At 52.7% G+C, this 12,201-nt stretch carries 14 protein-coding genes; 7 read left to right on the top strand and 7 right to left on the bottom strand.

Features of this window, described 5'->3' with window-relative positions; genetic code table 11:
- Window positions 1-63: 63 nt before the first annotated feature.
- Entirely contained in the window at window positions 64-585 is a 522-nt protein-coding gene (locus ACMYUL_RS04185; RefSeq protein ID WP_070774967.1) for a thioredoxin family protein, read from the bottom strand.
- A 298-nt stretch (window positions 586-883) separates the two neighbouring features.
- Between ACMYUL_RS04185 and ACMYUL_RS04180 the strand changes: the two genes are divergently transcribed.
- On the top strand, window positions 884-2,422 hold the full coding sequence (locus tag ACMYUL_RS04180; RefSeq protein WP_415772218.1) for a helicase HerA-like domain-containing protein: 1,539 nt from the start codon (window positions 884-886) through the stop codon (window positions 2,420-2,422).
- Between the two features lie 124 nt (window positions 2,423-2,546).
- Entirely contained in the window at window positions 2,547-3,083 is a 537-nt protein-coding gene (ruvC, locus tag ACMYUL_RS04175; protein ID WP_415772868.1) for a crossover junction endodeoxyribonuclease RuvC, read from the top strand.
- 177 nt (window positions 3,084-3,260) lie between these two features.
- On the opposite strand, the gene apaG is transcribed toward ruvC, so the two are convergent.
- The 4 genes from apaG to ACMYUL_RS04155 all read right to left on the bottom strand — a co-directional run bounded on the left by apaG (window position 3,261) and on the right by ACMYUL_RS04155 (window position 6,323).
- Window positions 3,261-3,629: a Co2+/Mg2+ efflux protein ApaG gene (gene apaG, locus ACMYUL_RS04170; protein ID WP_415772216.1), complete on the bottom strand. Its 369-nt coding sequence runs from the start codon at window positions 3,627-3,629 to the stop codon at window positions 3,261-3,263.
- A 91-nt stretch (window positions 3,630-3,720) separates the two neighbouring features.
- A complete protein-coding gene (locus tag ACMYUL_RS04165; RefSeq protein ID WP_003759387.1) occupies window positions 3,721-4,209 on the bottom strand; it encodes a phosphatidylglycerophosphatase A in 489 nt (162 codons plus the stop codon).
- A complete protein-coding gene (gene thiL, locus ACMYUL_RS04160) occupies window positions 4,202-5,158 on the bottom strand; it encodes a thiamine-phosphate kinase (protein WP_036491892.1) in 957 nt (318 codons plus the stop codon). The genes ACMYUL_RS04165 and thiL overlap by 8 nt, the downstream gene beginning before the upstream one ends.
- Window positions 5,159-5,522: 364 nt before the next feature.
- Window positions 5,523-6,323, bottom strand: coding sequence for a competence/damage-inducible protein A (locus ACMYUL_RS04155; protein ID WP_009310857.1), 801 nt, complete (start codon window positions 6,321-6,323; stop codon window positions 5,523-5,525).
- Between the two features lie 444 nt (window positions 6,324-6,767).
- Here ACMYUL_RS04155 and argG point away from each other — a divergent pair, with 444 nt between their 5' ends.
- The 5 genes from argG (at window position 6,768) to ACMYUL_RS04130 (ending at window position 9,796) form a co-directional block, all read left to right on the top strand.
- A complete protein-coding gene (argG, locus tag ACMYUL_RS04150) occupies window positions 6,768-8,111 on the top strand; it encodes an argininosuccinate synthase (RefSeq protein ID WP_415772213.1) in 1,344 nt (447 codons plus the stop codon).
- A 71-nt stretch (window positions 8,112-8,182) separates the two neighbouring features.
- On the top strand, window positions 8,183-8,398 hold the full coding sequence (locus ACMYUL_RS04145) for a DUF4177 domain-containing protein (RefSeq protein ID WP_003765071.1): 216 nt from the start codon (window positions 8,183-8,185) through the stop codon (window positions 8,396-8,398).
- The gene (locus ACMYUL_RS04140) at window positions 8,391-8,606 is read left to right on the top strand and encodes a hypothetical protein (protein WP_003677014.1); all 216 of its coding nucleotides are present in this window, start codon (window positions 8,391-8,393) and stop codon (window positions 8,604-8,606) included. Before ACMYUL_RS04145 ends, ACMYUL_RS04140 begins: the two co-directional genes overlap by 8 nt.
- Before the next feature lie 95 nt (window positions 8,607-8,701).
- Window positions 8,702-9,151 (top strand): DUF3290 family protein, encoded by a 450-nt coding sequence (locus tag ACMYUL_RS04135; protein ID WP_003677016.1) that lies wholly within the window; start codon window positions 8,702-8,704, stop codon window positions 9,149-9,151.
- Window positions 9,152-9,163: 12 nt separating this feature from the next.
- Window positions 9,164-9,796, top strand: a complete 633-nt coding sequence (locus ACMYUL_RS04130) for a DUF421 domain-containing protein (RefSeq protein WP_070514172.1) — start codon at window positions 9,164-9,166, stop codon at window positions 9,794-9,796.
- A 196-nt stretch (window positions 9,797-9,992) separates the two neighbouring features.
- Here the strand turns inward: ACMYUL_RS04130 and ACMYUL_RS04125 are convergent, their stop codons facing one another.
- Window positions 9,993-10,364 (bottom strand): DUF488 domain-containing protein, encoded by a 372-nt coding sequence (locus tag ACMYUL_RS04125; RefSeq protein ID WP_070602257.1) that lies wholly within the window; start codon window positions 10,362-10,364, stop codon window positions 9,993-9,995.
- A gap of 276 nt (window positions 10,365-10,640) precedes the next feature.
- Window positions 10,641-12,116: a malate:quinone oxidoreductase gene (locus ACMYUL_RS04120; RefSeq protein WP_415772209.1), complete on the bottom strand. Its 1,476-nt coding sequence runs from the start codon at window positions 12,114-12,116 to the stop codon at window positions 10,641-10,643.
- Window positions 12,117-12,201: the final 85 nt, after the last annotated feature.

The raw sequence follows: 12,201 nt of genomic DNA, 5'->3' as shown, positions 1-12,201 counted from the left end.
GACCTCTCTTCATCGCTCCGCAAAGTCTTTAACCCTCAAACGGTGCAATCCCAAACGGGCAGCTTATCGCAAGCTGTTTGCGTCCAGCCATTTCTCCAAGTCTTCGGCGCTGATTTTGCCGCCGTTTTCTTCCAAATCGAGTTTGTTGACTTGTTTGCCTTTGCTGTATTTCGCTAGGACGGGTGTGCCGCCGAGTTTGTATTGTTGGCGGAACGCGGTCCATGCTTCTTTGTCTTGGTGCAGGCGGTGGACGTTGACGAAGTAGATTTTGCCGTTCAGGTTGCGGCTGGCGATGTAGCGTTTGAACATGGGTTCGAAGGCGTTGCAGTCGCCGCAGCTCGGGCGGCCGATGTAGGCGTAAACGGTGTCTCCGTTGGCGACGCGTTTTTTGAAGCTTTCGACGGTCAGGCTGTCGAGGTGGAAGTAGATGTCGGAATAGGTGTCTTCCAGCCGTTTGGTGTTTTCGGCGGAAAGGCGCACGGCGGTTTGCGCTTCGGACAGGCTGTTTTTCAGGGCTTCGGTTTCACGGTCGGCGGCGCAGGAACACAAGAGCAGCGCGGCGGTCAGGACGGGCAGGATTTTCATGATTCGGCTCCTTGGTTGCGATAGGGAAAGTATACGCTTTTCGCGGCGGCGGGGTCGTCTGAAACTCGGGAAACGGCTTTTTTCAGACGACCTTTTGATGTATGGCAATGGGCGGGCGAAGTAGCGTTGTGTAGCGTGGGCTTCGCCCGCGGTGGTTTGGGGGGCGTCGGTTTGCTGCGGGTTGAAGCCATCCCCTGCAAAACGGTAGAATGGCGGCAGTTTGACAGACGGTTTGCGCCGAACACTTGGACGCGCCGTTTCTATACCGATATAAACCATCCAATCAAAGGAAACCTTCATGACGATATTCCCCATCGCGCGCGCGGGCGATAAGACACTTGAAATCCAAGGCAAAATGGCGAACCGCCACGGCTTGATCGCCGGTGCGACCGGTACGGGTAAAACCGTGACCCTGCGCCGTATGGCGGAAGCCTTCAGCAGCGAGGGCGTTCCCGTATTTTTGGTTGACGTCAAAGGCGATTTGTCGGGCATCGTGCAAGCGGGTGCCGCCAGCGGCAAGGTGGGCGAACGCATTGCCGAGTTTGGTTTGGGCGAGCAATGGCTGCAAAGCTTCCCCGTGCGCTTTTGGGATGTTTACGGCGAAACCGGCATTCCGGTGCGTGTAACCGTTTCGGAAATGGGCCCGCTGTTGCTGGCGCGTTTGATGAATTTGAACGATACGCAGGAAGGCCTGCTGAACCTCGTGTTCAAAGTCGCCGACGATAAAGGCTGGCACATTCTGGATTTGAAAGACTTGCGCAGTATGCTGAAACACGTTTCCGACCACGCTTCGGAATACCGCACGCAATACGGCAACGTCTCCGCCGCCAGTATCGGCGCGATTCAGCGTCAGCTTTTGACGCTGGAGAACGAAGGTGCGGAAAAATTCTTCGGCGAGCCGTCGCTCAACCTGCAAGATTGGATGCAGACCGACAACGGCAAAGGCGTCATCAATATCCTCAATTCGGAAAAACTGATGCGCTCGCCGCGTATGTACAGCGCGTTTTTGCTGTGGATGTTGGCGGAGTTGTTTGAAACCCTGCCCGAAGTCGGCGATTTGGAAAAACCGAAATTCGTGATGTTCTTCGACGAAGCGCATTTGATGTTTGACAACGCCGCCAATGCGCTGGTGGAGCAGGTCGAACAAGTCGTGCGCCTGATCCGTTCCAAAGGCGTGGGCGTGTATTTTGTGACCCAAAACCCGCTCGATTTGCCCGACACCATCCTCGGACAGCTCGGCAACCGCGTGCAACACGCCTTGCGTGCCTTCACGCCGCGCGACCAAAAAGCGGTTAAAGCCGCTGCCGAAACCTTCCGCAGCAATCCGAATATCAAAGTTGCCGAAGCGATTGCCGAACTGGGCGTCGGTGAAGCACTCGTTTCCTTCCTCGACGAAAAAGGTATGCCCGAACCGGTAGAGCGCGCGCTCGTCCTGCCGCCGCAATCTTCCTTGACCCCGCTTACCGCCGAAGAGCGCAACCGCTTGTTCCAAAACGATGATTTGTATCCGACCTATAAAGACATGGTGGACAATTATTCCGCCTTTGAAGCCTTAGCCGAAGCCGACAGCCAGGCTGCGGCGGAGAAAGAAGCGGCAGCGGCGGCAAAAGAGCAGGAAAAAGCGCAAAAGGCCGCTGAAAAAGAAGCCGCCAATGCCGATCCCGGCATACTCGGCGGACTGCTCGGCGGCTTGAGCGGCGGACGCAAAAAGTCAGGACAAGGCTTGGGCTACAACGTCGCCGATGCCATCGGCAGCCAAATCAACCGCCAAGTAACCAACGCCATTTCCCGCAGCGTGATGGGCATTATTAAAAATATGTTTAAAAATAAGGCGTAAAAAGAAGGCGTAAAAAGAAGGCAAAGGTCGTCTGAAAGCCTGAAAATCGGTTTTCAGACGACCTTTTATGCTGGAGAAGACGGGAGGTTGATTGACGATATGGGAATAAGAAACTGAGATGACTGTGCAAAAAAGCGTCCGCATTTTGGGGATAGACCCCGGCAGTCGGGTGACCGGTTTCGGCATCATCGACGTATGCGGCAGGGAACATTTTTATGTGGCTTCAGGCTGTATCAAAACGCCGCCGAATGCGCCGTTGGCGGAGCGTATCGCCGTGATCGCGCGGCATATCAAGGAGATTGTGCAGCAATACCGCCCGCATCAGGCGGCGGTGGAGCAGGTGTTTGTCAATGTGAATCCGGCGGCTACGCTGATGCTGGGACAGGCGCGCGGGGCGGCATTGGCGGTGTTGGTGATGGAAAACTTGCCTGTGTTTGAATATACGGCTTTGCAGGTCAAGCAGGCGGTGGTCGGGAAGGGCAAGGCGGCGAAAGAGCAGGTGCAGCATATGGTGGTGCAGATGCTGTCGCTGTCGGGTACGCCGCAATCGGACGCCGCCGACGGACTCGCCATCGCGCTCACTCACGCTTTGCGCAATCACGGCTTGGCGGCGCAGTTGGGCAAAGGGCAGATGCAGGTGAAGCGGGGGCGTTTTCAATAAGATGCGACGCGGCATTGCTTTGGTAATCAATATAGTGGATTAAATTTAAATCAGGACAAGGCGAGGCAACGCCGTACTGGTTTAAAGTTAATCCACTATAAAAAAGGTCGTCTGAAAGCCCCTTAATCTTTCAGACGACCTTTGGTTTTCCCGATCTGTATTGTTTTTGCTCGGTGTTTATTGCAGGGTGAAGCCTGCTTTGAATTCCAGCTTCGGCACGCCGACGATAAAGCGTTCGCCGATGCTGTCTTCAAACTCGTATGCGCCTTCGATGCTGCCCCAAGGGGTGCAGAGTTGAGAGCCGCTGTTGTACTCATACGCCTCGCCCGGATAGAGGACCGGCTGTTCTTCAATCAGACCGGAATGACCTACCGGCTCGGTCGCTCCGTGTCCGTCGGTGATTTCCCAGAAACGCTGGCGCAGCGTGATGACATCGTTGCTGCGGTTGCAGATGGTAATCAAATAGTTGAAGGCATAGCGGTCGCGATAAACATCGCTTTGACCCGCAACGTAGCGTGGTTGAACATTGATTTCGATTTCGTTCATTTTTGTTGTCCCGTAATAGTGTTTTTTGTTTGCACCGATTTTTTTCGATGCGTTTGAAGTCTTATGGCTTCGAATAAGTGTGTTGAAAAAATCAGATAATCCAGGCGGCAATGCCTAAAACTATCAAGGTCATGATGGCGGCGATGATGTCGTCCAGCATGATGCCGAATCCGCCGTGCACATGCCGGTCAAACCATTTGATCGGCCAAGGTTTGATGGAATCAAACAGGCGGAACAGAATAAATGCCGCCAGCCACCAATTCCATTTAAACGGCGCAAAAGCCAGAATCAGAAGCATCGCTACCATTTCGTCCCAAACGATACCGCCGTAGTCTTGGATGCCGAGTGCCTTTTCGGTGTGGTTGCAAATGCGGATGCCCCACATAAACAGGGCGACACACAAAAAAGCCAGAATCCAGCCGTCGATACCGATTAAAACCAAGAGAAATGCTATCGGCAGCGCCGCCATCGTTCCGAATGTGCCGGGCGCGACGGGCGCGAGGCCGCTGCCGAATCCGAATGCCAACAGGCATAACGGGCGCTGCTTCAACCAGTCGAAAGTAGGTTTAAATTCAGCCAAAGTGATCAAATCCTAATGAAGTCAGTTTTAATTCGCCGCCATTGGAATCTATTATTTTCAGACGACCTGTATTATTTATTTTCCCGATGGGCGTTACTGCTACGCCACATTGTCCGGCTATTGTCTGAATCTCGCTGCGCCGGCATTCGGGGGCGGTGAAAACCAGTTCGTAATCATCGCCGCCTGCCAGTGCGCAGGAGAGCCAGCTTTCGTGCGGTAAGACGTTTTTCAATTCTTCTAAAACCGGCAGCGCATTTGCCGAAATTTCCGCTCCGACCGATGACGCGGTCAAAATGTGACCGAGGTCTTGTGCCAGACCATCCGAAATATCTTGAGCGGCATGGGCAATGGGCAAAAGCGCCTGTCCCAATCCCACTCTAGGCTCCGGACGGAGCAGCCTGTCATGGCAGCGGTCGAACAAATCGGGTGGTAGTGTGTGTGTGTTCAGGCGGCAGTTTAAAGCGGCTGCTGCTGATCCGATTTGTCCCGATACCCAAATATCGTCGCCGTCTTTGGCGGCATCGCGCCGTAGGGCTTGTCCTTGCGGAAGCTCGCCGATAATGGTGACGTTGAAGACCAAATCGCCTTTGGTCGTATCGCCGCCGATCAGGGTGATGCCGAAGCGCTGTGCCAAACTGAAAAAGCTGTCACAAAAACGTTTCAGCCAATTTTCGTCCAATTCGGGCAATCCGGCACTCAATAACACCCATTTCGGGGTTGCGCCCATCGCGGCCATATCGGATATATTGACAGCTAGCATTTTCCATGCCAAATCTTCCGGAGCGGTGTCAGAAAAAAAATGTCTGTCTTTTAACAGCATGTCCGCGCTAAAACATAAATCAAATCCGTGACTTGGACGGATAATCGCGGCGTCGTCGCCAATGCCCAAAATCAAACCGCTGCTTTTCTGTTTTTGCAAATATTGTCTGATAAAGTCAAATTCCGTCATATATTGCATCTAAAGTGATAAAGATTGTTATCAATCGAATCGGAATTTTTGATAGACGAATAATGTATATTTATACAATATATATGTTAGTTAATGTAATAAATTGCATTAAACGGTAATATAATCGAGTCGATTGCAAAAGTAAATAAGATTTTTAATCCAAATGATAACGGTCAAAAAAGCGTACTTCTATCAAAAATTATTTCCGAGGGGATAAAAAGTGCCTTAAAAAAGAGTGTCAAGCCGCGCAAGAGGAACGGTAATATAGGAAAGTCTGCAAGTTGATATCAGGATATCGAGGTCGTCTGAAAAGCCGTTTTAGGTTTTTCAGACGACCTTTTTGTCAAAATAAGAACAAAACGGCTTAGGCAGGCGTATCTTTCAACTCCGCGCCCACATCTTTCAAACGCTGCAATACTTCGTCCCAGGCTTTGTCCAAATCGCGGCACGCTTCGCCTTCCGCCTTGATGCCGAATTCGATATGCGGTTTGACCGCCGTTCCGTCCGCATTCTGCCAGCCGACGCTGGGCAGGCTGTAAGAGAGCACGCCCGGGTAGGTGTGTTCGACGTATTCCATAATCGGCGCGACACGCGATTCGGGCTGTCCGAACACATACACGCTGCGGCTGCCGCGTTCGGTTTGGTTGAAACGGTCGGCGTAATAAGTATCCAAAACCCATTCCGCCATCGGGTGCGCCATCACGGGGAAGCCGGGGAAGAAATAATGTTCGCGGATGGAAAATCCGGCGATGTTGTTGAACGGGTTGGGCACAAGCTCTGCACCTACGGGAAAGTCCGCCATTTTCAGGCGTTGGGCGTGTTCGGGGGCGTCAAGCGGTTCGCCGCGTTTAAGGGTAACGGCTTCGATGAACTTGGCGGCTTCGGGATGGCGGACGACGGGCAAATCCAAAGCGGCGGCGGCAGCTTGGCGGGTGTGGTCGTCGGGCGTGGAGCCGATGCCGCCGGTAACGAAGGTCGGCAGGCCGTCTGAAAAGCTGCGGCGCAGTTGTTTGATCAGCAAATCAGGTTCGTCGGGCAGGTATTGCACCTGATTGAGCTTCAGCCCGCGCGATTCCAGCAGGGATTTGAAAAAGGCGAAATGCTTGTCTTGGCGGCTGCCGTGCAGAATTTCGTCGCCGATGATGATGAGGTTGAAAGCGTTCATGGATAGGTTTTCTTTACCGATGCCGTCTGAAAATGTTGATGGCGCTGTAATTTATTCCCTCTCCCGTGGGAGAGGGTTAGGGAGAGGGCTGAGCTTGCGTTTTTTAGGCGGCGTTTGCTTAAGTGCTGCTGTCTGTACCCTCTCCCCAACCCTCCCCCGCAGGGGAGGGAGTCGGGTTGCGGATGGCGTAAAGGTTGTCTGAAAAGATTTTCAACGAAACGGGCAAGGCTCATTTTCAGACGACCTTGACGGCTGACAATGTGTTCTATTTATAAGATAATGTTTCAACACACAGGACTACACACAAAGCGCAGCCCTATGTATCGCCCTGATTTGGAAGAGGTTGCATTTCTCCCAAACAGTCTCTGATTCTACCGCCCTGAAGGGCGGGGTTTCAACCGTTAAGGTATTTTTAATAACCCCTTTTAAGTCCGAAGAATTGTCATGAGCCAAAACAATACTATCCTGCAACACCTCCCCGTCGGTCAAAAAGTCGGCATCGCCTTCTCCGGTGGTCTTGATACCTCTGCCGCGCTGTTGTGGATGAAACTCAAAGGCGCGCTGCCCTACGCCTACACTGCCAACCTCGGCCAGCCCGACGAAGACGACTACAACGCCATTCCCAAAAAAGCGATGGAATACGGTGCGGAAAACGCCCGCTTAATCGACTGCCGCGCGCAGTTGGCACATGAGGGCATCGCCGCCATCCAATGCGGCGCGTTCCACGTTTCCACCGGCGGCATCGCCTATTTCAACACCACGCCTCTGGGCCGCGCCGTTACCGGCACCATGCTCGTTTCCGCCATGAAGGAAGACGACGTCAACATTTGGGGCGATGGCAGCACCTACAAAGGCAACGACATCGAGCGTTTCTACCGCTACGGCCTCTTGACCAACCCAGCGCTGAAAATCTACAAACCTTGGCTCGACCAGCAATTTATCGACGAACTCGGCGGCCGCCACGAAATGAGCGAATTTCTGATTGCCAACGGCTTCAACTACAAAATGTCGGTGGAGAAAGCCTACTCCACCGATTCCAATATGCTCGGCGCAACGCATGAAGCCAAAGACTTGGAATTCCTCAACAGCGGCATCAAAATCGTCAAACCCATCATGGGCGTTGCCTTCTGGGACGAAAACGTCGAAGTCAAACCCGAAGAAGTCAGCGTGCGCTTTGAAGAAGGCGTGCCCGTTGCATTGAACGGCAAAGAATACGCCGATCCCGTCGAACTCTTCCTCGAGGCCAACCGCATCGGCGGCCGCCACGGCTTGGGCATGAGCGACCAAATCGAAAACCGCATCATCGAAGCCAAATCGCGCGGCATCTACGAAGCCCCGGGCATGGCATTGTTCCACATCGCCTACGAACGCTTGGTAACCGGCATCCACAACGAAGACACCATCGAACAATACCGCATCAACGGCCTGCGCCTCGGCCGCCTGCTCTACCAAGGCCGCTGGTTCGACAGCCAAGCCCTCATGTTGCGCGAAACCGCCCAACGCTGGGTTGCCAAAGCCATTACCGGCGAAGTAACCCTTGAATTGCGCCGCGGCAACGACTACTCGATTCTGAACACCGAATCGCCCAACCTGACCTACCAACCCGAACGCCTGAGCATGGAAAAAGTCGAAGACGCCGCGTTCACCCCGCTCGACCGCATCGGCCAGCTCACCATGCGCAACCTCGACATCACCGACACCCGCGCCAAACTGGGTATCTACTCTCACAGCGGTTTGCTGTCGCTGGGCGAAGGTTCGGTATTGCCGCAGTTGGGCAATAAGAAATAAGGTTTGTTGCCCTGCATCATTAGCAACTTGAGGGGTCGTCTGAAAAGATGATCCCTTATAAAAGGAATCCCATGAAAGAATACAAAGTCGTCATTTATCAGGAAAACCTGCTGTCCAGCCTGTTTTTCGGCGCAGCCAAAGTCAATCCCGTCAAATTCAGCGCGTTCCTCAACAGCCAAACTCCCGAAGGTTGGCGTGTCGTAACCATGGAAAAAGATCAACGCCGTATGCTCTTATTTTTCAGACGTGAAGCCTACGTCGTCATTTTGGAGCGGGAACGTGTTTAAACTCGGCGTTTATGCCTGTCTCGGGCTGTTTGTCGGCTGGGTGTTGCTGCTGATTCTGCAACTTTGGTTTTCTTTTATCGAGGCAGAATTATTCTTCAAAATTACCCTGACCATGGCGGGGTTGTTTGTCATCATCCTCGCTGCCTTGCTGGTGTGCAGTCAGTATTTTTCCGAAAAGAAAATGAAAGACGACGGGTTTATCAACTGATGCGGCTCCGGATAAAACCTGCATCCAAACCATAATAGGTCGTCTGAAAAACCGTTTTCAGACGACCCCACTATTTCCTCAAATCATTTGAAATCATGAAATTCTTCACACACTTTTATCTTGAAAACCATATGTATTTCAACGACTACTTGAAATACGTCCTCATTTTCGCCGCGCTCGTCGTCCTGCTGCTCGCCGTATCGCAATACCTGCGCCACCGCATGGACACCAAATACCGCGACCTGAGCATTATTGCCCTGCTGCTGCTCATCCTCATCAGCGGCATCCAATACCTCTCATACAGCGAACGCCAAAACTTCGCCGCGGACAACTCGCGCATGGTCGGTTTTCTCAATACCCTGATTGAAAACCAAAAAGTGGAAAAGCGCGACATCAGCGTCAACAGCACGCACCTATACAACGGCATGATCGTCGGCATCAAAAACCAATACTACGAAGTCCATTTCAATCAAGACTTCTCCGCCTACACCCTGACCCCCATCAATCTGGTCAACAACAACATCGAACTTATCGACAAAGAATAACAGGACACACTCATGGAAGCATACTCCCTCCTTGCCCTCAAACTCCTTATGGGAATTTTAGGTTTGGTTTTGCAAATCAATCTTTTAGGTAAAGGCAACCTCGCCCCCACCTCCGCCATGGATCAAGTGCAAAACTATGTTCTCGGCGGCATCATCGGCGGCGTGATTTACAGCGACAGCGTCGGGCTTTTACAGTTTTTCCTCGTGCTGATTTTGTGGACGCTGTTGGTCTTGAGTCTGAAATTCATCAAAAACCACAACCACTGGGTCAAATCCGTGATTGACGGCAAATCCGTCTGGGTCATCGTCAACGGCGAAATCCAAACCGAAGAATGTATGAAAAACGGCATCAGCGCACATGACCTGATGTTTAAGCTCCGTGCCGCCGGCATCTATGAAATCGCCGCCGTCAAACGCGCCGTCATGGAACAAAACGGTCAGCTCACCGTCATCCAATACGGCGACGAAAGCCTGCGCTACCCCCTGATTACCGACGGGCAAATCGACCACGACATCTTGGAAATCATCAAACGCGACGACGAGTGGCTGCAACAGGAACTTGACCGTCTCCATCTTGATGCTTCGAAAGTCTATATCGGCGAATATATCGACGGGAAATTGGTGGCACACCCTTATCCTTCTTAATTTATAGTGGATTAAATTTAAATCAGGACAAGGCGACGAAGCCGCAGACAGTACAGATAGTACGGCAAGGCGAGGCAACGCCGTACTGGTTTAAAGTTAATCCACTATAAAAAAACAAAGGTCGTCTGAAACCTAGACTGGATTTCAGACGACCTTTTTGCATCAACCCCAAATGACGCAGGTTTTGCTGTTTTTGTTAATCGCGATATTCAAACGACGTCCCCAAAAACTGCTCTAAGGCAGAAACATGGGAATGATGCGGGTCTTTGACGGCAGTCAGCAGTAAAACGCTGCCGTGTTGCCGTTCCAACTCCAAGAGCTGCCTAATGGCGGTTTGTTCGGTATCGCCGTGCAGCTCCTCATGGTAACGGCTGACGAAACCGTCAAAATGTTCAGCCGGATTTTCATGATACCAGCGGCGCAGGTTTGCACTGGGGGTGATGTCTTTGAGCCAAAGCGCCGTAGTGAAGACCTCTTTGCGGATGCCGCGCGGATAGAGGCGGTCGATAAAGACTGCGGTTTGTTCGGGGTCGGGCCGGTATGCGTAAATGCGCTGTACGGTAAACATGTTTGCTTGTCTCCAATGGATTCAGGTCGTCTGAATGTTCAGACGACCTGATGTTTTATAGTGGATTAACTTTAAACCAGTACGGCGTTGCCTTGCCTTAGCTCAAAGAGAACGATTCTCTAAGGTGCTGAAGCACCAAGTGAATCGGTTCCGTACTATCTGTACTGTCTGCGGCTTCGTCGCCTTGTCCTGATTTAAATTTAATCCACTATATTTTAATGCTTTAATGGTTTGAAAAAAGGAGGGCTGGAACGCCCACCTTGCAATTTATCTGCCTCAAGCGTAATGGATACCCAATACTTTGGCGTTGTGGCTGATGATTTCTTCGGCAAGCTGCGGGTTGTCGTTGAGCTTGATGCCGAAGCCGGGAACAAGTTCTTTCAGACGACCTTCCCATGAGGAAATGCGGCTTGGGAAGCATTGGTGGATGAGCTTGATCATCAAGGGTACGGCGGTTGATGCGCCGGGGGATGCGCCCAAGAGTGCGGCGAGCGAGCCGTCGGCGTGGGCGACAATTTCGGTACCGAATTGGAGGATGCCGCCTTTTTCGGAGTCTTTTTTGATGATTTGAACGCGTTGACCTGCGGTAATGAGTTCCCAGTCGTCAGGGTTTGCTTCGGGGTAGTATTCCAGCAGGGAGGCGAAGCGTTCTTCTTTGGTTTTGCGCAATTCGCCCAGCAGGTATTTGGTCAGGGGCATATTCGCCCAACCGGCGCGCAGCATGGGGTAGAGGTTGTCCAAGTGGATGGACATGGGCAAATCCATGAGCGAACCTTGTTTGAGGAAGTTGGAGCGGAAGCCTGCGTAAGGGCCGAACATGAGGTGGCGTTTGCCGTCCACGTTGCGGGTGTCGAGATGCGGGACGGACATGGGAGGCGCGCCGACGGAGGCTTGTCCGTACACTTTGGCGTTGTGCTGCGCGGCGGTTTCGGGGTTGCTGTTGCGGAAGAACAGTCCTGAAACGGGGAAGCCGCCGTAGCCTTTGCCTTCGGGGATGCCGGATTTTTGCAGCAGGGTCAGTGCGCCGCCGCCTGCGCCGAGGAAGAGAAAGCGGGTGCGGAGGGTGAGTTGTCCGTCAGGGTTGCGGGTGTCGCTGGTTTTGAGCACCCATGCGCCGTCGGATTCGCGTTTGATGTCGTCGACGTGGCGGTTGAACTCGGTTTTGACGCCTTTTTCGCGCAGGTATTGCACCATTTGGCGGGTCAGGCTGCCGAAATCGACGTCCGTACCTTCGGCGGAGTAGTTGGCGGCGACGGGTTGTCCTTCTTTACGGCCGTTGATGACCAGCGGCGCCCATTCGGCGATTTTGGCGCGGTCGGTGGAGAATTCCATCCGTTCGAAGAGTTTTTGGGATTTGAAGGCGTCGAAACGTTTTTGCAGGTAGTCGCAATGGTCGGTGTTCATGACCAGCGACATATGCGGGACGGTATGGATGAAGGAGTTGTCGGTGATTTTGCCTTCTTCGACAAGCGATGACCAGAACTGGCGGCTGATGTGGAATTGTTCGGCAATATTGAGGGCGCGGGTCGGGTCGATGGTGCCGTCTGCGCCGAGCGGGGCGTAATTGAGTTCGCATAACGCGGAATGCCCTGTGCCGGCGTTGTTCCAAGCGTTTGACGATTCCAACGCTACGTCTTCCAAGCGTTCGATAAGGGTGATTTCCCAAGACGGTTCGAGTTCTTTGAGCAAAACGCCCAAAGTCGCGCTCATAATGCCTCCACCCACCAAGACAACATCTGTTGCTTCAGCCATGGTTGTACTCCTAGAAACAGGCATATCCTGCCTTTATGATTATCCGTTGTATTACGAACGCCTGTTTCGGCGGTAAAACCTGCTG

Source organism: Neisseria sp. CP9 (assembly GCF_047758525.1).
Taxonomy (GTDB): domain Bacteria; phylum Pseudomonadota; class Gammaproteobacteria; order Burkholderiales; family Neisseriaceae; genus Neisseria.
This window is presented reverse-complemented; position numbering and strand designations above follow the sequence as displayed.